General features: G+C 69.9%; 20 protein-coding genes. 6 read left to right on the top strand and 14 right to left on the bottom strand.

The window, feature by feature from the left end:
• Window positions 1-5: 5 nt before the first annotated feature.
• The 5 genes from NM1_RS12145 to NM1_RS12125 all read right to left on the bottom strand — a co-directional run bounded on the left by NM1_RS12145 (window position 6) and on the right by NM1_RS12125 (window position 3,033).
• Window positions 6-638 carry a SpoIIE family protein phosphatase gene (locus tag NM1_RS12145; RefSeq protein ID WP_068018387.1) on the bottom strand — a complete coding sequence of 211 codons (633 nt, stop codon included), beginning with the start codon at window positions 636-638 and terminating at the stop codon, window positions 6-8.
• Window positions 631-1,011, bottom strand: a complete 381-nt coding sequence (locus NM1_RS12140) for an ATP-binding protein (RefSeq protein WP_068018556.1) — start codon at window positions 1,009-1,011, stop codon at window positions 631-633. The genes NM1_RS12145 and NM1_RS12140 overlap by 8 nt, the downstream gene beginning before the upstream one ends.
• A 35-nt stretch (window positions 1,012-1,046) precedes the next feature.
• Window positions 1,047-1,424 (bottom strand): STAS domain-containing protein, encoded by a 378-nt coding sequence (locus tag NM1_RS12135; RefSeq protein ID WP_068018384.1) that lies wholly within the window; start codon window positions 1,422-1,424, stop codon window positions 1,047-1,049.
• Between the two features lie 14 nt (window positions 1,425-1,438).
• On the bottom strand, window positions 1,439-2,332 hold the full coding sequence (locus tag NM1_RS12130) for an STAS domain-containing protein (RefSeq protein ID WP_068018381.1): 894 nt from the start codon (window positions 2,330-2,332) through the stop codon (window positions 1,439-1,441).
• A gap of 191 nt (window positions 2,333-2,523) precedes the next feature.
• Window positions 2,524-3,033: a MarR family winged helix-turn-helix transcriptional regulator gene (locus NM1_RS12125; protein ID WP_068018377.1), complete on the bottom strand. Its 510-nt coding sequence runs from the start codon at window positions 3,031-3,033 to the stop codon at window positions 2,524-2,526.
• A gap of 310 nt (window positions 3,034-3,343) precedes the next feature.
• On the opposite strand from NM1_RS12125, the gene NM1_RS12120 reads away from it, so the two are divergent.
• Window positions 3,344-5,020 (top strand): fumarate hydratase, encoded by a 1,677-nt coding sequence (locus NM1_RS12120; protein ID WP_084519493.1) that lies wholly within the window; start codon window positions 3,344-3,346, stop codon window positions 5,018-5,020.
• A gap of 4 nt (window positions 5,021-5,024) precedes the next feature.
• Here NM1_RS12120 and NM1_RS12115 read toward each other — a convergent pair whose 3' ends face one another.
• Window positions 5,025-6,476, bottom strand: coding sequence for an FAD-binding oxidoreductase (locus NM1_RS12115; RefSeq protein ID WP_068018553.1), 1,452 nt, complete (start codon window positions 6,474-6,476; stop codon window positions 5,025-5,027).
• A 154-nt stretch (window positions 6,477-6,630) separates the two neighbouring features.
• Window positions 6,631-6,783, bottom strand: a complete 153-nt coding sequence (locus NM1_RS42190; RefSeq protein ID WP_157123895.1) for a hypothetical protein — start codon at window positions 6,781-6,783, stop codon at window positions 6,631-6,633.
• Window positions 6,784-7,028: 245 nt separating this feature from the next.
• Between NM1_RS42190 and NM1_RS12110 the strand changes: the two genes are divergently transcribed.
• The 4 genes from NM1_RS12110 to NM1_RS12095 all read left to right on the top strand — a co-directional run bounded on the left by NM1_RS12110 (window position 7,029) and on the right by NM1_RS12095 (window position 10,107).
• Window positions 7,029-7,514: a M15 family metallopeptidase gene (locus NM1_RS12110; RefSeq protein ID WP_084519474.1), complete on the top strand. Its 486-nt coding sequence runs from the start codon at window positions 7,029-7,031 to the stop codon at window positions 7,512-7,514.
• 187 nt (window positions 7,515-7,701) lie between these two features.
• Window positions 7,702-7,965 (top strand): hypothetical protein, encoded by a 264-nt coding sequence (locus NM1_RS12105; protein ID WP_147288971.1) that lies wholly within the window; start codon window positions 7,702-7,704, stop codon window positions 7,963-7,965.
• 84 nt (window positions 7,966-8,049) lie between these two features.
• A complete protein-coding gene (locus NM1_RS12100) occupies window positions 8,050-9,018 on the top strand; it encodes a helix-turn-helix transcriptional regulator (protein ID WP_068018363.1) in 969 nt (322 codons plus the stop codon).
• 144 nt (window positions 9,019-9,162) lie between these two features.
• A complete protein-coding gene (locus NM1_RS12095; protein WP_068018550.1) occupies window positions 9,163-10,107 on the top strand; it encodes an aminoglycoside phosphotransferase family protein in 945 nt (314 codons plus the stop codon).
• Window positions 10,108-10,119: 12 nt separating this feature from the next.
• On the opposite strand, the gene NM1_RS12090 is transcribed toward NM1_RS12095, so the two are convergent.
• The 6 genes from NM1_RS12090 to NM1_RS12065 form a co-directional block, all read right to left on the bottom strand.
• The gene (locus tag NM1_RS12090) at window positions 10,120-11,463 is read right to left on the bottom strand and encodes an FAD-binding oxidoreductase (protein ID WP_068018360.1); all 1,344 of its coding nucleotides are present in this window, start codon (window positions 11,461-11,463) and stop codon (window positions 10,120-10,122) included.
• Window positions 11,460-12,464 carry a class I SAM-dependent methyltransferase gene (locus NM1_RS12085; protein ID WP_068018357.1) on the bottom strand — a complete coding sequence of 335 codons (1,005 nt, stop codon included), beginning with the start codon at window positions 12,462-12,464 and terminating at the stop codon, window positions 11,460-11,462. The genes NM1_RS12090 and NM1_RS12085 overlap by 4 nt, the downstream gene beginning before the upstream one ends.
• Window positions 12,461-12,826 carry a RidA family protein gene (locus NM1_RS12080; protein ID WP_169814251.1) on the bottom strand — a complete coding sequence of 122 codons (366 nt, stop codon included), beginning with the start codon at window positions 12,824-12,826 and terminating at the stop codon, window positions 12,461-12,463. Before NM1_RS12080 ends, NM1_RS12085 begins: the two co-directional genes overlap by 4 nt.
• Window positions 12,827-12,872: 46 nt before the next feature.
• Window positions 12,873-13,970 carry an alpha-hydroxy acid oxidase gene (locus NM1_RS12075; RefSeq protein ID WP_068018352.1) on the bottom strand — a complete coding sequence of 366 codons (1,098 nt, stop codon included), beginning with the start codon at window positions 13,968-13,970 and terminating at the stop codon, window positions 12,873-12,875.
• The gene (locus NM1_RS12070) at window positions 13,967-15,355 is read right to left on the bottom strand and encodes an amino acid permease (RefSeq protein WP_068018547.1); all 1,389 of its coding nucleotides are present in this window, start codon (window positions 15,353-15,355) and stop codon (window positions 13,967-13,969) included. Before NM1_RS12070 ends, NM1_RS12075 begins: the two co-directional genes overlap by 4 nt.
• Window positions 15,356-15,771: 416 nt before the next feature.
• Entirely contained in the window at window positions 15,772-16,944 is a 1,173-nt protein-coding gene (locus tag NM1_RS12065; protein ID WP_068018350.1) for an MFS transporter, read from the bottom strand.
• Between the two features lie 164 nt (window positions 16,945-17,108).
• Between NM1_RS12065 and NM1_RS12060 the strand changes: the two genes are divergently transcribed.
• Window positions 17,109-17,696, top strand: a complete 588-nt coding sequence (locus NM1_RS12060) for a TetR/AcrR family transcriptional regulator (RefSeq protein WP_169814250.1) — start codon at window positions 17,109-17,111, stop codon at window positions 17,694-17,696.
• 221 nt (window positions 17,697-17,917) lie between these two features.
• On the opposite strand, the gene NM1_RS12055 is transcribed toward NM1_RS12060, so the two are convergent.
• Window positions 17,918-20,691: SbcC/MukB-like Walker B domain-containing protein (locus tag NM1_RS12055; RefSeq protein WP_303756733.1), on the bottom strand; the 2,774-nt coding region annotated here is incomplete at its 5' end.

Here is a 20,691-nt window from a genome sequence, read left to right as displayed (position 1 = left end):
TTCGTTCACGGCATCGGATCCGTGTGGCCGCGGTGCCGGGCCGCCAGCACCAGCGCGTCGTCGGTGTCCTTGGCATGGCGGCCGAGGATGTCGGCGGTGATGTCGGCGGTCGATTTGGCCAGGTCGATGCTCTCCACGAATTCGTCGACGATGCCGTCGGTGGACATCAGCAGCAGGTCGCCCGGCCGGACCGATACGGTCTGTGTCTGCAGGTTCTGCGGCAGCAGGTAGCCGATGATGCCGCCGGTGAGCAGCGCGGTCGACCGCACGACGGGCCGGCCGGGCCCGGCCGTCACCACCCGGGACTCCACATTGCCGACGCCGAGCCAGTGCAACTGGTCCTCGGAGCTGAACAGCGCCAGCGACACCGCCGCACCGCGGGTGTCGGACATGGCGCGATGACACATCACCATCAGCACGTCGAGGGGTTCGGCGCGATTCTCCGACAGCACCTGCGTGGCCCGATCGGCGGCCTCCCCGGCGGCCGACCCGTGCCCGAGTCCGTCGAGCACCGCGAACAGCACCGCGCCACCGCCGGCGTCGAGTACTACGGAACGATCACCGGAAATCTTCTGACCGGGCAGCGCGCGGCCCGCGACGGCCCATTCGACCGCGCCGATAAATCCGTCCTCATGCACCGGCGGGCGCCCACTTCCACATCTCCACCAGCGTGCCCTGCCCGGGTGTGGACTCCACGAGCAGCCGGTCCATCAGCCGCCGCGCCCCCGGCAGGCCGAGACCGAGGCCGCGCCCGGTCGAAAATCCGTCCTCCAGGGCCCGCATGATGTCCGGAATGCCCGGTCCCTGGTCCTGCGCCTGCACGACGAGGGCGCGCCGACCCTCGCGATCCTCCACGGTCACGCGAATCTCGCCGGTGCCGGCATAACTGGTGATGTTGCGGGCCACCTCGGAGATGGCCGTGGAGATCATGGTGATGTCGGTCAGCGTGAAGCCGAGCTTGGCCGCCAGCTCTCGACCGGCCTGACGAGCGGTCACGATGTCGTTGGACATCTTGACCGCGATCACCACGTTGTCGGAGGTCACGGTCACGAACCATCTCGCTGGTGGCGGGCGGAGAACTTTCTGTTGAGCCAGGCCAAACCTTCCTCGAGGTCCAGAGCGGTGTGCATGTCTTCGAAGGTGAGGCCCAATTGCACCATGGCGAAGGCCACCTCGGGTTGCAGGCCGACGATGACCGTCTGCGCGCCGCGCAGCTTGGTCATGTGCACGATCGTGCGCAGTGAGCGCGCGGCGAAGGAGTCCATCACGTCGATCGCGGTGACATCGACGATGATGCCCTGCGCGCGGTACTTGCTGACGTACTTCATCAAGTCGTCCTGCAGCCGCTCGGTATCGGCATCGGTCAGTGCCGATTGCACGGACGCGATGAGGTAGGTGCCCTGTTTCAGAATGGGTACCGGCATGGGGGCGCCCCGGTTCAGCGTCCGTCGCGATCGGTCACGCGGGAGACTTCGTAGCCGAGCAACCGCTCCGCCTCCTCGATGCCGCCCTGCAGGTCACCGACCGCAGTTATCTTCGACAGGTCCAGGCCTATGGTCACCAGGATCAGCGCGATCTCCGAGGACAAGCCGGTGATGATGACGCTGGCGCCCATCAGGCCCGAGGCGTCGACGGTCTGCACCAGGTGGTTGGCGACCGTGGAGTCTATCGAGGGCACACCGGTGATGTCGATGACGACGACCTTCGCGCGGTTGGCCCGGATCGCCCGCAGCAGCTGCTCGGTGAGCTGCCGGGCGCGCTGGCTGTCCAGCATGCCGATGATGGGCAGGATGAGCAGTTGTTCGCGCACCTGCAGGACCGGGGTGGACAGCTCGCGGATGGCCTCCTGCTGCTGCCGGATGACGCGCTCGCGCTCCTGCACGAAGGAGATGGCCACGGTGTTGGCGATGCGGTTGGCGGCCGGCTCGTACGCGTCGAGCACCCGTTTGAGCAGGTCGAAATTGGTCTGGTACTTCTCGAAGAGGCTGCGTGCCAGCACATCTCGCAGCAGCAGCACGATACCGATGACCTCGTCGGTCTCGACGCCACGGGGAATGATGCGCTCGGACAGATCGCGGGCGTATGCCTGCAGGGCCTCGACGCTACCGGTCTGCAGTGCCTCGACGTAGTTGTCGTAGATCGAGGTGGCCTCGGAGAAGATCTCCTCCGGGGTCATGGCCGTGAGTAGTGCGGCATCGCCGATGCGACGAGCCCATTCCTCACGCAACTCGGTGCGATTCTGCCGCAGGTGCTCGACCAACTGCGGGAGCAGGGTGTCGACCGGGCCGGACGGCAGCGAATCCGGCGAAAGGCCGATGGACACGTCGGACATGGAAACTCCTGCCCCTTTCGAAGGGTAGGTCGGTTGCTCGTCAGGTGGGCTCGCGCACGGCTGCTCCTCGCTTGCCATTACGAGCCTAGTCTTTCCCGATACCCGATGGGGCGCAAACCAAACCTGACCTCCCGTCATCCCGGCTTGCTCGCGGCCCGGAGGGGGAGTCGTCCGGGCCGGAACACCGAAGGTCACGGGTTTGCGCCGTCCGACGGGGCCGGGGCGGCGGCGTGGTGTTGATCACCCGGTCTTCGATGATGGGCGAGCAGCGTGTCGTAGATGTCGGCCAGGGCCGCGAGCTGATCGCGGTCCAGTACGTCGATCATGTTGCGGCGCACGCTCTCGACGTGTGCGGGCGCGGCGGTGTCGAGGACCTCGGCCCCCTTGGCGGTGAGCACGGCGGCGGTGCGCCGGGCATCGTCGGGGATCGCCTCGCGCGCGACCAGGCCGCGCTTCTCCATTCGGGTGATCTGGTGCGAGAGCCTGCTCTGCGACCACTCCAGCACGCCCGCCAGTTCGGCGAAGCTGCGCCGGTGGTCTTCGGAGTCGGCGAGGCGGGACAGCACCGTGTACTCGACGTAGGTCAGATTCGAGGCGCGCAGCGAATCCCGGCCGACCGCCGCGGCGATGAGATCGCGCGTGAAGACGAAGCCGAGCCAGGCGCGCATCTCGACATCGTCGAGCCACCGGGGTTCCGTCACAGCCCCGCCTCGCTGGCGCTCGGCGCCGCCGTGCCGGACGGTGCTGCGCTGATGGTGCCCTCGCTGCGCTCCGTCACGATTCCTCTCCAGGTCCCTGATACGTCATGCTATTGCCTCCCCGTCCTCGGCCACCACTCCAAACGACAGGTACACCGACAATGTTGAAGGTGCAACCTATGTGACTGGTGATGAAGATTAGGCTTGCCTGAGATCGGCGCGGCATCGGGTCCTGGCTAGAGTCGGTTCGCTTGGATTCACCCGGCTGCGTGGGCGTGCGCGCCCCGGCCCTCGTCGAGGAGTGTGCGAAAACGTGTCCGCGCCTGATTTCCTGTACTCGGATCTGCTGCCGACCGGCGCGGACGACACCCCGTACCGGCTGCTGACCACCGAGGGTGTCAGCACGTTCGAGGCGGGCGGCCGGACGTTCCTGCAGGTCGAACCCGATGTGCTGCGGATGCTCACCGCCGAGGCGATGCACGACATCAGCCACTACCTGCGCCCGGCGCACCTGTCGCAGCTGCGCAAGATCATCGATGATCCGGAGTCGTCCGGCAACGACCGGTTCGTGGCGCTGGACCTGCTGAAGAACGTGAACATCTCCGCGGGCGGCATCCTGCCGATGTGCCAGGACACCGGCACCGCGATCGTGATGGGCAAGAAGTCCGAGGGCGTGCTCACCGGCGCCGACGATGCCGAATGGATCAGCCGCGGCGTTTTCGACGCCTACACGAAGCTGAACCTGCGGTACTCGCAGCTGGCCCCGATCACCATGTGGGACGAGAAGAACACCGGCTCCAACCTGCCCGCACAGGTCGAGTTGTATTCCGCGGCAGGCGATCCGGCGCATCCCGCCTACAAGTTCCTGTTCATGGCCAAGGGCGGCGGCTCGGCGAACAAGTCGTTCCTGTACCAGGAGACCAAGGCCATCCTGAACCCCACGCGGATGCTGGAGTTCCTCGACGAGAAGATTCGCTCCCTGGGCACCGCGGCCTGCCCGCCGTACCACCTGGCGGTCGTGATCGGCGGCACCAGTGCGGAATTCGCGCTGAAGACCGCGAAATACGCCTCCGCGCACTACCTCGACAACCTGCCGACCGAGGGATCGCTGTCGGCGCACGGGTTCCGGGATCTGGAACTGGAGGAGGAGGTCTTCAAGCTGACCCAGTCCTTCGGCATCGGCGCCCAGTTCGGCGGCAAGTACTTCTGCCACGACGTGCGGGTGGTCCGGCTGCCGCGGCACGGCGCCAGCTGCCCGGTCGCGATCGCGGTGTCGTGCTCCGCCGACCGTCAGGCGCTGGCCAAGATCACCCCCGAGGGCGTGTTCCTGGAGCAGCTGGAAACCGAACCGGCGCAATACCTTCCGGAGCAGACCGACGCCATCCTGGGCGGCGACGTGGTGCAGGTCGACCTGAACCGGCCGATGTCGGAGATCCGGGCGGAACTGTCGAAATACCCTGTGAAGACCCGGCTCTCGCTGACCGGGCCGCTGGTGGTGGCCCGCGATATCGCGCACGCCAAGATCAAGGAGCGGCTGGACGCGGGCGAGCCGATGCCGCAGTACATGCGCGATATGGCCGTCTACTACGCGGGTCCCGCCAAGACTCCCGACGGGTACGCCTCGGGTTCGTTCGGCCCGACGACGGCCGGGCGGATGGACTCCTACGTCGACCAGTTCCAGGCCGCCGGTGGCTCGTTCGTCATGCTGGCCAAGGGAAATCGCTCGGCGCAGGTCACCAAGGCGTGCAACGAGTACGGCGGGTTCTACCTGGGGTCGATCGGCGGCCCGGCGGCGCGGCTGGCGCTGGACTGCATCAAGTCCGTCGAGGTGCTGGAGTATCCGGAACTCGGCATGGAGGCGGTGTGGAAGATCGAGGTCGAGAACTTCCCGGCGTTCATCGTCGTCGACGACAAGGGCAACGACTTCTTCGCCGAGACGCAGAAGCCGATCGCCCTGCGGGTGCGCACCCGGTCCAAGGAACGGGTCTAGCGACTCAGAGCGTGAGGCCGAGGCGCAGTCGGCCGTCCGGATCGGCCGCGCGGTGCAACTCTCGCAGGCGGGAGAAGTTGGTCCCGTAGTACCGCTCGGGCGTCTCGTCCGGCTCGAGGTAGTTGACGTAGGCGCCGGACGACGCCGCGCCGAGCGTTCGGTGCGCGTCGCGGATCCACCGACGGTCCGCCTCGGGGTCGTCCGGCGCCTCGACGACCCATTGCAGCGAGGCGGTGTGATTGCGCCAGGGGAACGCGGAGGCGTCGGCCGGGACGTCGCGGACCGCGCCGTCCAAGGGGTCGACCAGGACGTAACCCGGTGCGCCGCTGCGTAACCGGGTGCTGACGATGGCGACGATCGTCTCGGCGACCGCGGGCGAGAGGTCCGCGACGACATCCGAACCGGCGACCTTCGTGGCGCGGGAGGCCGTCGCGCCGCCCCCGAGCCGCAGCACCGCGTCCAGGGGTTCGAGCGTCCGGTGGTCCACCGATGTCGGAACCACTGCGGCGGCGGTGGTCAATTCGGTTGCGGCCCCGGCGCCCTCGCCCGCCGCGGACACGATCTGCATCGCACACCCGAGGCTTCCGTCCGCCGCCGATATCTCGACATTCGCCCACACCGATCGCGGTGCCGTGGCCAGCCACCGGGCCCAGCCGCTGAGGGCTCGGGCGGCGGAATCTCCCGGAAATGACAGTCGCACAATATCTTTCGCTACCGCGGGACAGGTGCGGTAGGTCAGCGACGTGACGATCCCGGCGGCGCCGCCCGCGCCGCGCAGCGCCCAGAACAATCCGGGCAGTGCGTCGGCCGACGTGCGGGCCGTGGCGCCGGTGGGCAGGACCAGTTCGGCGGCGGTGAGGCGGTCGCAGGTCAGGCCGTAGCGGCGGGAGTCGACGCCGAGCCCGCCGCCCAGCGTCAGGCCCGCGAGCCCGACCGTGGGGCAGGTGCCGACCGGCAGGGCCCGGCCAGTTCGCGCGAGTTCCGACTGGACGGGGAAGACCGTGGCGCCCGCGCCGACCGTCACCAGGTCGCCGTCGAGGCCGATCTCGTGCAGTCCGCGTACATCGATGATCAGCGAGCCGGTGGTGGCGGAGGCGCCCGCGTACGAGTGGCCGCCCGCTCGCGCGGCGATCGGAAGCCCGTGTGCCCGCGCGAAAACCGCGGCGGCGCGCACATCGTCGGAGGTGGCCGCCGCGACCACGGCCGCCGGGGTCTCCGTATCGAACCGCGGATCGAACAACGCCGTCGCGGAACCGAATTCGCCGTCCTCCGGCAGGGTCAGCGTCCCGCGCAACTGCTGCCGCAAACCGTCCCAGGCGCTGTCGTCCACGGGTTGCGCGGTGGCGGTGCCGGTGGGCCGCCACCCGGCGAGACCGGCGGTCGTGATCGCACTCGCGCCCAGCAGCAGCGCACGCCGCGGAAGGACCGCGGCCGCCGGATTCGCCTGCTTCGCCATCGAATTCATGATGCCGGGTCGACGGCCGCCGCGTCATGTGCCCAGGTATGCAGGACGAAAGGCGTCGTCCGCCACTCGCGCGGTGTCAGGCCGTAGCCGGAGAGGCGGATCGGGTCTCGCGGGAGGGAACCCGTTGTCGCCGGGTCCAGTCGGCTCAGCTCCCGCGCGAACGGAAGGCCGCGGCGAAATGCTCGCGGGCGCCGGAATCGGTTCGGGTCGGGGAGTGGGAGGTCAGCGCGATCAGTGCGGTGGCACCGACTGCCGCCGCGAGAGGAACCAGCACGTGCGCCGTCATCGAAAAAGTCATGACACCCTCCTCGCCGTCGGGCCACAGACCTCGGACCGCCCGTAACGGTAGCTGGTGGGTGGCGGATTGCCGGGTGCGGACACGCGAATTGTCGAAAACGAGCCGGTGACGGCGGCAAAATACGTGTTCGAGGGGTAGATGATCGGTCGCTGCTCGGAGTTGCGGCAAGGGTGCCGCAGTGTGTGGATCGGTTGCAGGCATTGCGCACCACCGAGTGTGACTCGGGCGTGGCTAGGATCGTCCGCATGTTGCGAGGAGTTGCGGGGTCTGTGCTGGTTGTCGGGATCGGGGTCGGTGGTTGGGGTGTGCTGCCGGGTGCGTACGCGGCACCCGCCGCGTCCGAATCCGCTACCGGCACAGGGGGACTCGATCCGATGCTGGCCACCGCCTACACGCTGGCCGAGCGGGAGGCGCACGAGCAGGGCGTGCCGCTGTGGGTCACGTCGGGCTACCGCACCCACGAGCAGCAGCAGGAACTGTGGGAGGACGGGCTGGTCACCTACGGCGGTCCGGATGCGGCGCGGCGCTGGGTGCTGCCGCCCGAGGAGTCCACGCACGTGCAGGGCAAGGCGGTGGATGTCGGCCCCGAGGAGGGGGCCCGCTGGCTGGAGGCGAACGGTAGCCGCTGGGGCCTGTGCCGGACCTTCGACAACGAGTACTGGCACTTCGAGCTGGCGACGGCGCCGGGTGGTGAGTGTCCGCCCCGCATCGCCGACGCCAGCGTGCGCTGACGCGCGCAGGCGCAACCGCCGGCCGGGTGGGTAGCTAACGACCGGTTGTCGGCAAACTTCGGCTGACACGCCGACTGTCCTGCGCATTACCGGCGTGGCGATCGGCGGTGTCGAGCATCCTGGACAGCTGGCGGCGTTCCGGCAAACGGCCGGGCGCCAAGATGAGGTGCGACGCGATGGAGGTTCGGTGAGCAGGCGGGTTTCGGGGGCGGGCTATTGGACGATTCCGATCGAGCGGGGGGTACGCCCCGCGGGAAGCCCGAAGTTCGCAGCGGCCCTGAACTTCTCGCCGACCTGGTTACTGCTGGATCTACCGACCGCGGTCCTGGTGGCGGTCTTCGTCGGCACGGGATGGCTGGGCTACACGCAGCCGGGCCCGGCGGAGGTGGACGCGCCCACGCCCGCCCTGGTCGTCCCCACCGATCCCGTCGCCCCGGCTCCTCCCCGGTAGGCCGGGCGGGCCGACTCACGCCGTGGCGGCGGAGGCCGATTCATCTAGGACGGTTGTGGTCCTACTCGTGTGTCAGGGTTGGGTATGACCGATACACCCGCCCGGCTGCTGCGGCTGCTGTCGCTGTTGCAGACACCTCGTGAGTGGCCCGGGAGCGAACTGGCCGAGCGGCTCGGCGTCACCGATCGCACGGTGCGCCGCGATATCGATCGGCTGCGCGAGCTGGGATATCCGATCGACGCGACCATGGGGGCGGCGGGCGGGTACCGGCTGGCGGCCGGCGCGGCCATGCCGCCGCTGCTGCTCGACGACGAGGAGGCGGTGGCGGTCGCCGTCGGCCTGCGCGCCGCCGCGGGCCAGGCGGTGGCGGGCATCGAGGAGGCGTCGGTCCGCGCGCTCGCCAAGCTGGAACAGGTGCTGCCCTCGCGGCTGCGCCGCCGCGTCCGCGTGGTGAGCACCGCGACCGCCGCATCGGCCGGTGACGGGCCCCTGGCCGATCCCGAGACGCTCAGCGCGCTGGCCGCCGCCGCGACGAATCGGGAACGGGTGCGGTTCACCTACCGCGACGCCGCCGGAAACGAGAGCCGCCGCCATGCCGAGCCGACCGGCTTGGCGGTGGCGGGCCGCAGGTGGTACATGGTGGCCTACGACCTCGACCGTGACGCCTGGCGCAGTTTCCGGGTGGACCGGCTCTCGCAGCCCCGGGCGACGGGTGCGCGATTCACGCCGCGTCCCTTGCCCGCGGCGGACGCCGCCGCCTATGTGGCGGGCCAGCGAACCGACTGGGGCACAACGAAATACCGCGTGGATGTCACGATCCATGCCCCTGCACACCGCGTCGAGGGGCGCCTCGGAGACGACCCGGGTGCGGTCCGGCCACTGGGCGAGCGGTCCTGCCGAATGACCGCCGAGCGGGAGGACGATCCGCAATGGCTCGCCGCCCGGCTGGTTTCACTCGGCGCGGAGTTCCAGGTGCACGGATCGCCGGAACTCGCCGAAGCGGTGGGCACGCTCCGCGATCGCGCCGCCCGTGCCCTGCCGGACCCGACCTGACGGCTCGTCTGTGTCGCGGGCCTCGCGAGAAGCGTTCGTGTCGCGCTGTCGACTCGCCGCCGGATTTCGTTGCTTCGCTTCGTGATCGGGCTCCGTGTGCGACCATGGGCACGGGTCGGATCCGACGGAAAATCGAGCGAGATCATGGCTGTGGCGTGGGAACGGACAACCGCGGATGGTCAGCGTGCCGAGGTGATCTCGGTGGTGCGGCAAGCATGCTCGCAGGCGGGGGTCGACGCCTCGTCGCTGCGGCCGGTTCGCTCCGGATCCCGGGCGTATGTCCGGCTACCCGGCGACATCGTGGCGCGGGTGGATTCTCCCGGTCGGTCCGCGGTGGCGCGGCGGGTGCTCGCGGTGGCCCGGTGGCTGGAATCCTCGGATGTGGATGCGGTGCAGTGCGTTTCGCCGATCGAGCAACCGGTGGAGGTGCGCGGGCACGCGGTGACGTTCTGGCATGCCCTGCCGCCCTACCGGTCCGGCACCCCGGGGGAGGTGGCCCGGGCGCTGGTGCGGCTGCATCGAATGACCCCGCCGGTCGGTGGCGAACTCGGCCCGATGCAACCGCTGTCCCTGGTGGAGCAGCACATTCGGGCCTGCCGGACGCTCGAGGTCGGCGACCGGCGATGGCTCGCCGAGCACGCGGCCGGACTGCGGCGGCGCTGGGCCGCCCTGCCCGCCGGTCTGCCCTGGGGTGTCGTCCACGGGGACGCGCGGTCGGAGACCGTGGTGTGCGCCGACGACGGCCGCGTGCTGCTGCGCAGCCTGGACCGGCTGGCGATCGGCCCGCCGGAGTGGGACGCGGTGTGCACGGCGATCAAGCTGACCTCGTTCGGGTGGATCACGGCCCAGCAGTACGAGGAATTCTGCCGGGACTACGGGCGAGATGTGTTGCGGTGGGCCGGTTTCTACCTACTGCGCGATATCCGGGAATTGCATCTGGCGGTGGCGGCGGCACGGGCGGCGGCGCGCGACGGGGTCTACCGGGAGCAGGCGGAGTACCGCGTGCGCTGCCTGCGCGGGGACGAGGGCCCGCGACAGTGGCCGAACTGGCGGCCGCTGTGGTGGGTGCGGCTGCAGCACGGTATGTGACCCCGACCGGTATCAGTCGTCGAGAATCTTGCCGGGGTTGAGCAGGCCGAGTGGATCGAGGGCGTGCTTGACGGCCGCCATCACGTCCACCGCCGCGCCATGCTCCTCCGGCAGATACCGCTTCTTGGCCAGGCCGATGCCGTGCTCGCCGGTCGCGGTGCCGCCGGCGGCGAGCGCGTGCCGCACCACTCGATCGGAGAAGTCTTGCGCCGCTTCGTAGGTCGCGTCGGTGTAGGGGACGACCGCATGGACGTTGCCGTCGCCGACATGTCCGGCCACGCTGGCGTCGAGCCCGAATTCGGCGGCGAGCCGTGTGGCGGCGGCGACCGCGTCGGGGATCCGTGAGATCGGCACGGCGGTATCGGTCACCAGGAAGCGGTGGCCCGGGCTGCGCGCCTTGAGCGCGAAGAACAGCGTGTGGCGGTCCTCCCACAGCGCGTGCCGGTCGGTGTGGGTGCGGGCCCACGCCACGTCCATCGCGCCGTGTGCCCCGCAGATCCGCTGGATCTCGGCCTCGTCGGCGGACGCGGCAGCGGCCGACGCGGCCTCGAGGTCGATGAACAGCGCGGGCGACTCGGCATAGGCGGTGCCCCGGTACGCGTTGACGGCGGCCATACTTCCGGCGTCCACGAGTTCCAGGCGGCTCACCGGCAGCGCCAGCCCCAGCATCTCCACGGCGGACGCGACCGCGGCATCGACGGTCGGGAACGAAACCCGCAGCGACCGTAGCCATTCCGGAATCGGGTGCAGCCGTACGGTGAGCTCGGTGATGATCCCGAGGGTGCCCGCGGACCCGATCAGCAGGTCCTTCAGGGCGTAGCCGCTGGAGGACTTGCGCACGGCACGGCCCAGCCGGGCATGTGTCCCGTCGGCGAAGACCGCCTGCAGGGCAAGGGTATTGGCGCGCATCCCGCCGTAGCGCACGCTGGTGGTGCCGCTGGCGTTGGTCGCCGCCATGCCGCCCAGGGAGGCGTCGGCGCCGGGGTCGACGGTGAACTGCAGCCCGAACTCGGCCGCGGCCGCGTTGAGACGGGTGCGGGTGACGCCCGGCTGCACGGTGGCGGTGAAGTCGCCGGGGGAGATGCCGATGATCGAATCCGCCTGGGAGAGATCGAGAACCAGCTCGTCACCGCGGGCCAGCAGGTGCCCCTCCAGGCTGGTCCCGGCGCCGCGGGCGATGAGCGGCGTCCGGGTGTCGCGCGCCCAGCCGACCACCGCCAGGACATCGTCGAGACCGGCCGCGTAGGCGACGCCGCGGGGGCGCCGGCCGAGGCGGCCGGTCTCGTCGACGGTGAACTGATCGAGTACCGACGGGCGGGTGTCGATATCGATCGGCGGTCCGTCGAAAGTGGTCATTCGCGTTCCAGGATCGTGGTCACCAGCATCGTGTGATCCTCCATCCGCCGGGTCACCGACCAGCCCAGGCCGGCGAAGGCATCCTCGTATTCGCGCTGCGTCCACAGGCGCACGCCCGTCACCGCATGGTAGATCTCGTAGGTCGGTGAGAACCAGGGCTGCTGGGTCCACTGCGGCGCCTCGAGCAGGTAGCCGTCTCCGATCACGAGGCGGCGCACGTTCGGGAACCAGTCCATCCAGCCGCGCATTACCGCGGCGATGCCGTCGCCGTCGCTGGCCAGCTGATGCAGCAGGAAGAACGACATGGCGGTGGTGACCGCGTGCCGGTCCACCGCATCCAGCCAGGCCGGGAGGCGTGACCCGGGTTGTACCGAGCCGGGCAGCAGCGTGATCCGTTCGGTGAGTCCCAGCTCCGCGAGTTCGGTTGTCGCCGCGGCGATCACGCCCTCCTCGATGTCGACCCCGAGGAAGTTCTCCCGCGGTGCGCAGCCCGCGAGCGCCGTGACCCGGCCCGCGTCGGCGCAGCCCAGATCGATGGTGCAGCCCGGGGTGTCGGCGGCGAGCACGCGGCCGATCGTCTCGAAGATCTCGGGTCGGCGACGCGCGATATCGGTGCACCCGCGCGCCACCTCGCCGGGTTCGGTGGCGGCGGGAATGTAGTGCCGGTGCGGGCTGTCCGACAGCTGCCGGAAGGTGGGCTCCCATCCGCGCACCGCGACCCGGACGAAGCCGCGGTTCTTGCCGACGTCGTGGCCGGTGTGGGTGAGCTGATAGCGGTGGCCGCGCCGGTGCAGGAATCCGGCGCGCACCAGCCCGTCGGCGACGGTCTGCTGGATGCCGGTGGCGGGCGCGATGGTCTCGCCCGCGAGAAGCGTTGTCCACCAGCCCCAGTCGTCGGCGGCGACGATGAGCTGTCCGGCGGTCTGGCCCTCGATGACATCGCGGATGGTGAAGTCACCGACGGCGGAATGCGGGGCTACGAGCGGTGTGACTGCGGTCATGATCGATCTTCCTGATTCGCGGCGACGGCGATCGCCTGGATTTCGATGAGCAGCCCGTCGATGGGCAGGGTGGTGACGGTGGTGGTCCGCGCCGGTGCGGCCGTGGGGAAGAACTCGGTGAAGGCGGCGTTCCACGCGGGGAACCACCGCCGGTCGGACAGGTAGCAGTCGAGCTTGAGCACCTGGTCGCGGGTGCTGCCCGCGGCGGTCAGCGCGCGATCGAGCTGCTCGAACACCTCGGCGGCCTGATCGTCGAACGCGATCGACGACACCGTCATGGTGGCGGGATCGATCGCGGCCAGGCCGGAGGTGAATACGAGGCCGCCGCCGCTGCGCGCCGGCGGGAACGGTGCGGTGGGCATCTGCGCGGTCTCCTCTGTATCGGATCGAATCGGGGTCCGGGGCATCTCATGACTCCGCCCGCACGATTCGGGTGCGGTCGATATCGGCGAGGGTCTGGGCACCGGAGAGGATCATCAGCGTGCGCAGTTCCTCGGTGAGCAGTTCGAGCACGCGGTCCACCCCCGCCGAGCCCGCTGCCGCCAGGCCGTAGATGGCCGAGCGGCCGATGATCACCGCGTCGGCACCCAGTGCCAGCGCGAGGAATACGTCGCTGCCGGTACGGATGCCGCTGTCGAACAGGATCGGCAGCGCGGGACCGACGGCCGCGCGTATGCCGGGCAGCATGGCCAGACTGGCCGGGGCCGGATCGGCTTGGCGTCCACCGTGATTCGAGACCACGATCGCCGCCGCACCGAGCGCCGTCGCCCGCTCGGCGGCGGCGGGGGTGAGCACGCCCTTGGCGATCCACGGCAGCCCGAACCCGGCCGCGGCATCGGCCAGCTGATGCCAATCCCACACGGTGCCACCGTGCTTGAGCAGCTGCCCGAACACCTCGGCGACGCCCGGAGCGCCGTTCTCGCCGGTCAGGTTGCCCGCGAAGTATCGGAGGTCAGGATCGAAGCGGTTGCCCATATTGCGGGTGCGGAATCCGCCCACCGGGCAGTCGACGGTGACGCACAGGGCCTCGAAGCCCGCTCGCCGCACTCGATCGGCGACCGCCCGGGCGTGTGCGAAGGGATGCAGTTGCGCGATCCGGGCCGCGGCGGGACCGGCCTCGCGGACCTGCTCGTAGGAATAGCTTCCGGCCTCGGGCACGATCGACAGCGCGCCGCGCCGCTGTGCGGCTCGGGCGACCGCGAGGTGGCCGTCCGGATGGAACATCGCATCGCCGCCGAAAGGCGCGGTGAGAATGGGTGTTTCGAGTGCCAGCCCGAGCAGTTCGGTGCGGGTGGACGGGTTGCCGACCCCGCTCATGGGTTCGGGCAGAATCCGCCAGCGGTCGAACGCCTCCAGGTTGGCGCGCAGCGTGACCTCCCGGCCCGCACCGCCCTCGACGAAATCCCAGACGTCGGCGGGCAGGGCCGCCGCGGCGGCACGGTGGATCTCGTCGTGCGTGCCGAAGTCGACGCGGGTGGGGTAGAAGCTGTCCAGCTGCGCGGTCATGCGGTGCCTCCGATGTCGCGGCCCGCGAGCGAGTGGCTGCGGCCGTAGGTGAGATAGAGCGTGACCCCGGCCGCCGTCCAGATCAGGAACCGGAGCCAGGTCAGGGCCTCGAAGGTGGTTGCCAGCCAGACGCATCCGGCGATCGCGGCGAGCGGGACCAGCGGCATGAGGGGCACCCGGAACGGGCGCGGCCGGTCCGGGTCGGTGCGGCGCAGCAGGATGACGCCGAGCGCCACGACGACGAAGGCGAACAGCACACCGATATTCACCAGTTCGGCGACGGTGCCGATGGACAGCAGCCCCGCCACCACCGCGACCACCGTGCCGAGGACGAGACTCAATCGCACGGGCACGTTCCGGGAGCTGGTGTGGCACAGGGCCTTCGGCATCAGACCGTCGCGGCTCATGGCGAAGACCAGGCGGGTCTGTCCGTAGAACAGCATGAGCAGGCCCTTGGTCAGCGCGACCACCGACGCCACCAGGATCACCTTGCCGATCCATCCGGCGCCGACGGCGCCGAGGGCGGTCGCGACCGGTGCGGCGTTGTCGAGGGCCGGATACGGCGCCACGCCGGTGAGCACGGCACTCACCGCGACATAGAGGACGGTGGCCACGACGACCGAACCGATGATGCCCCACGGCAGATCGCGGCGCGGATTCCGGGTTTCCTCCGCGGAGGTGGCGACAATATCGAATCCGAGGTAGGCGAAGAAGGCGAGCGCCGCGCCGGCCGCAATTCCGTTGACGCCGAAGGGCATGAACGGCGTCCAATTGCCGGTATCGAGATGTGGTGCGCCGACCGCAATGACGAGAATGAGCACCGCGATCGTCAGTGCCACCAAGGTTTTCACGACGGCCGCGGCTACTTTCACCTCGAATACGAGCACCGCGACCAGCGCGCCGACGATGAGTACCGCCGGAAGATTGACCACTCCGCCATTCCCGGGCCCGGCCGTAATCGCCTGCGGCAGTTCCACGCCGAACAATGATTGGAGGGCCGCCGTGAAGAGCCCGGACCATCCGATGGCCACGGCCGCGGCGGCGACGGCGTATTCGAGGAGCAGATTCCAGCCGACCAGAAATGCGGGCGCCTCGCCCATTGTGGCGGAGGTATAGGTGTAGGCGCTGCCGGATGCCGGTGTCATCGACGCCAATTCGCTGTAGCACAGCGCCACCAGCACGCAGATGGCCCCGGCGAGCAGGAACGAGAGCATGATCGCGGGACCAGCCTTGGTCGCGGCCGCCACACCCGTGGTGACGAAGATACCGGCGCCGACGATGGCGCCGACGCCCATCGCGATCAGATCGACGCGGCCCAGACTGCGCGCGAGCGTGCCGGTGGCGTTCGCGGAGAATGCGGCGTCGATATGGGGAGGTGCTGCCATGGTGGAATCCATTCGCTGGGAATGTATTTCGAGCGGTACGTATTCAGTGAAGCAACCGGAGTTTGTGTTCCCGTGAACCTGTGTAACAACACGGTTTCGGATATTCGGTGAAAATATTGTGGCGCTGTGTATCTGGGCGCGACAATCTGGCCCGAGCCGTGCTCGAGCATGTTTCAATCCAGTTTCAATTGTTTCGGTGTGTCATGTCAGTTTTACTGTGCGCCAAGCCGTTCCGGCGTGCCAGGTCCTTGTGGCATCCTGGCGTTCCAGGGCTTCCTGGCGTGCCAGGGTCTTTCTGGCCTGCCAGGGTCTTCTGGTGTGTCATAGTCTTTCCCGGCGGGTATTTGGCCGGGATCCCGCCAGATTCCAACCAAAAGTGCGCCGCACATATATTGGGAGTAGTCGGAGGAACGAGGTTATGCGATTGTCGATGTTTCACGAATGGATTCGATGTGTGCGGCGCGCATCGTCGCGCGCCTGCGGACGAGTACGGTGGCGACGACTACCGCGACGAGTGCGGCCGCGGCGGCGAGCACCGCGTCCCGCATCGATCCGGCGGTGGCGATGGCGCCGAATCCCAGGGTCGCGACCGCCGCGCACAGATACGCGACGGTGGCGTAGCGGGACGCGGCGCGCGCATGTCCGTCGGGCGGCGTTGCGGCACTGACGATCCGGAGCCCGGACCGATAGGCGATCCCCTGCCCGCATCCGGCGATGACGCCGCCGCACAGCAGCAGCACCAGATTCGGCACCCACGACACCACCGCCGCCACGGCCACACCGGTGATGATGATCAACTGAGCCGAAACCGGTTCGGCGGGAAGCGCATTCGGCCCGAATACCCGCTGCGCCACCCAGGCGCTGACGAGATAGAGCGTCACCGGCAGCGCCAACACCGCGAGATTCGTGGTGCCCAGCAGATCCGCGCCGTAGCTGGGGAGCAGCGCCACCACCAGCCCGGCCGAAACCCACGCGGCGATCCCGCTGAGATATCCGGCGACCGGCGATTCCGGTGCGAGAGGCGGGATGTCGCGGGTGGAGGCGGTGGCGGCCGTGGGCTGCGGGGCGCGATCCGTGAGCACGGAGAGGGTGGCGATGCCCAGCGCAACGGCGTGCACGATGTAGACGGTGACGCCCGGCGCGGGCAGATACTGCGCGATGGCCGCGGCGGCGATGGTGCCGAGCGCCGAGCCGAAGACGGTGGCGCTGGCCATGGCGGTACGCCCGCGCTCACCCCGGCGCTCCAGGATGAGCCCGGCCAGCGATCCGGTCACCAGGCCCACCGACAGACCCGCGCAGATGCGCGCCAGGCACGCGAGCCATGCCGAATGTGCCAGCGCCATGGCGAGATCCGCGCCGACCCCGCATGCTGCGCCGACCCCGATGCGCCACCACCACCCCGCGCGCGACGGCGGCGTCCCCAGCACCGACAGCGTCGGAGTCAGAGCGAACAGGTAGGCCGCGAAGATCACCGTGATGAGCAGCGGTGCGAGCGCCCAGGCATGCCGGTAGTACGGCATCATCCCGGTCGCGAGATTGGGTTGCGCCATGATCAGCACAAACAGCGCACTCGGCGCGGCTGCTCGCATCACACCCCCTAGGTGAGGAGATCTTCTCGTTTGAAAGGATAGCCAACTGAGAAGAACTTCTCTACTCGGGTGGCCGAATGGGTGCGTCGGGTCGAGTTGTCGCCGGACCCGCGGTTTTTCGACCCTCCCGTTCGCCGCCGCGGCCGGGTATGCAGGATGGTCACGTGCCCGTGAACACCCGCAGCGACGCCCAGCGCAGCCGCGTGCTGCTGGAAGACGCGGTCCGCAGCCTGCTGCAGTCCGGTCGCGTCGGCTTCTCGATTCCCGAACTCGCCGCGGCCGCCGGGGTCGGCGTGGCGACGGCGTACCGGCATTTTCCGACGCCGCAGGACGCCATGCAGGCGTTCCATCGCCGGGCGATCGAGCAGTTGGTGGGCGCGCTGGCGGCGCTCGGCGAGAACCCCGACCCCGTGGCGCGCTTCCGCCGCTGCTGCGAGACGTGGGTCGAGCAGGCGACGCAGTGGGGCCCCGCGGTGCGCTACGTCCGCAGCAGCAAGGGCTTCGTCGAACGACTGGCCGACGGCGACGAATCGATCACCGCCCTGCACGACATGCTCGCCGATGTGCTGGCCGCGCTGGCCCGCGACGGCAAGGCGCCCGAGTTCGACGTCACCTACGCGGTTCTGCTGTGGATCACCATCTTCGACGAACGCGTCGTCTACGACCTCACCGAACACCGCCACTGGAATGTCACGAAGGTCACCGACCATCTGACCCGCGCGGTCTCGGGCGCCCTCGGCATCACCGTCTAGCCATCACGCCCATATCCCCGGCGTCGCTTGCCCCACATCCCGGCGTCGCGCCGACCCAGCATTCCCCGGCGTCGCGCCGCCCCGGCATTCCCCGGCGTCGCGCGGACCCCCGCATTCCTCGGCGTCGCGCGGACCCCCGCATTCCTCGGCGTCGCGCCGACCCCCGCATTCCTCGGCGTCGCGCCGACCCCGCATTCCCGGCATGCTTTTGGCCGGGATCATCAGGCGGGATCCAGCGCCTCGTCCAGCGTGATGCCGCCCTCGACCGTATGCGGCGTGCGGCGCCGGTTCGGTGAGCCCAGCGCGGTGGTGAGATCCGATCCGTCGTGCTCGGCGAGCAGGTCCTTGGAGTCCCAGACCAGCAGCGTCGCGCTGACGGTGTTCTCGGCCGCCGAATGGGCCAGATCGTAGTGGGCGCAGGCGGGCACGTGGTCGTAGGTGATCCACAGGTCGTAACCGGTCATGAACAGGTCCAGGTCGAAATCGACCGACAGGCCCAGCAATTCGCTGCGGCCGTTGTCGTCGACACCGGCGAAGGCCTCGTCCAGCGCGAGCAGGCGGGGCGCCTGCGGGTCGGCGGAGTCGAGCATGACGTGCGCCGCGGCGAACAGCGGCAGATGCAGCGAGACCGACTGCTCCCCGCCGGACAGCGTGCTGTGCCGGGCCACGGTGAGCCGGTCCTCGGCGCCGTCGGCGGTGATCAGCGTGAACGAGAACACCCGCCAGGTGCGGTAATCCAGTGTGGTGGCGAGGATCTCGGGGTAGGACCGCTCGGGGTGCGCGGCGCGGGCGGCGCGGATCTCCGAGGCGAAGTGCGCGCGGATGGTGGCCAGATCGTCGGGGGACAGGTCGGCTGAGTCGCGGTCGAGCAGCTTGCACACCGCACGCGCCGAATCCGCCAGATTGTCGGCCAGCACCCAGTGCACGCCGATGGTATTGCCCGACGACATGCGGCGCTGCTTCATCTCGGCGCCCATGCGGGTGATCAGATCGCGGGCGTCGCTGGTGCGTTCGTGGATCTGCTGCGCCAGCCCCGTCAGCAGCGCATCCTCGAGGATGCGGCGCTCGGCATCGGTCAGCAGCAGCTCCTGATCGGAGCGGGCGCCGGCGATGCGGTCGGCGAAATCGGCGAGGGCGGCGGCGCCCTGATCGTCGTGCACCTGCACCACGGTCAGCCCGTCGGCGGCGTCCCACTGCAGGCGGTAGTCCTGCCGGGCGGCGGCCAGCGCGGCATCGAACTCCTGCAGGGCCGCGGTCACCGCGCTGCGGGTGGACTTGCGCACCGCTTCGCCCGCCCGCACGGAAGCCGTTGCCGCGGAAAGGTTCTCGAACAGCTCGTGGACCTCGTCGGGCAGCACCCGCGACTGCGCCGCGTCGTCGCCGCCGCCCGGCCCGGCGGTCTCGATCCGGTACAGCAGCTGGTCGGGCGTGGACCATGCCGCGTCGCTGCTGGGCCAGCGGCTGTCCTCGGGCGCGCCGAGCAGGCTCAGCAGGTCCGGGCGGGCATAGGGCGCAAGCTGTTTCACATCGGCGAGCAGTTCGGTGAGTGCGGTGCCGAGGGAGTCGTGGGCGGCCTTGTAGGCGCCCTCCGCGGTGCCGACGCCCTCGATGGCGTCGGCGGCGGCCTTGCGTGCCGCCTTCTGTTCCGCGCGGGCCGCGTCGATGCGTTCGCGCGCCTGCTCGAGCTCGCGATCGATATCTGCGGCACCCGCGCCCAGCGCCTCACGTAGCGTCTCGAGCTTGCGGAGCTGCTCCTCGTAACCGACGCGGGCGGACTCGGCCTCCTCGGCGAATGCCTCAGCCAGGTCCCGGGATTCGGCGAGCCGGTCGTCGGATTCGCGGGCGCGCTCGTGCTCGCGCTGATGATCGCCGCGCAGCCGCAGCAGGACGGTGCCGGTGTTCTCGAAGTGCCGGATGGCGGCCGCCAGGGCGTCGAGTTCGGCCGGGTCGCGCGGCGCCCGGTGCGCCGAGGCGACCGAGCGGACCTTCTTGTCGGCGGCGGTGAAATCGGCCACCGCCTGATCGAGGTCGCGATCGGCCTGGGTCGCCGTCTCCGACCGCGATCGCAGCATGCCCGCGGCCTCGGACACCGCCCGCAGCGCGGTGGTGACGGCGCTGGTGCGCGGCAAGGCCTTGGCGGCGGCGGAGATCCGGCTCAGCTCCGCGGTGGCGGCCTGCTCCTCGGCACGCGCGGCCTGCTCCGCCGCGTCGGCGGCCTCGATGGCGGCGGTGATCTCGGTCAGGCGCAGTTCGCGGCGGCGGGCGCGGGCGGTGGCGCCGATGAACTCCGCGTGCGGCTTGCGGTGCCGGCCCAGCTGGACACCCTGGCGGTAGCGGCCGTCGGTCGCGATGCTGGTGCCCGTGTCGAGATCGGTGTCGCTCAGCGAGATCGAGGCGAGGATGTCGGCGACGGTCTGCCGCGGGACGGTGAGATCGGCCGAATCGTCTTCCACGACAAGCACATCGGCGAGCGTGCGACCGGACGGTCGGGCCCGCTTCGGCAGCGGAACGAGGAACTGGTCCGAATCGTGCGGCGGCAGTTCGGTCTCCGCGCACACCCAGCCGTCCAGCAGATCCGCGGCCTGCAGCGCCGCCTCGAGCCCGGCGGCCTGCTCCGGGGTGACGGCGTCGGCGAAGCGCACCAGGCGCCACAGCGGCGCGCCCGGACGGCCGTCGCGGGTATCGGTGCGGGCCGCGAACGGCGGTGGCGCATCGTCGTTCTCGGCGGCGACCTGCTGTTGTTCGGTCCGCAGCTGCGCGGTGCGGGCCACGGCCTGCTCGGCGGTGGTGCGCGCCTGCTGGCGGCGGGCGCGGATCTCCTCGGTGAGCGATTCGGTGCGTTCGGCGAGCACCTCGGCGAGGGTGGGCGCGTCGTCCCCGCCCGCCTCGGCCAATGCCGCGTCCAGCGCCTCGTATAGGCCGTCGCGCACGGGGGCGTGGATCTCGCGGTGTTCCTCCCACCAATCCCGCAGGGCCGCGGCCGTATTCGAGCGGG

The organism is Nocardia mexicana NBRC 108244, from assembly GCF_001613165.1.
Lineage (GTDB): Bacteria > Actinomycetota > Actinomycetes > Mycobacteriales > Mycobacteriaceae > Nocardia > Nocardia mexicana.
Note: the sequence above shows the minus strand (reverse complement) of the source record. Positions and strands in the feature narration are given on the sequence as shown.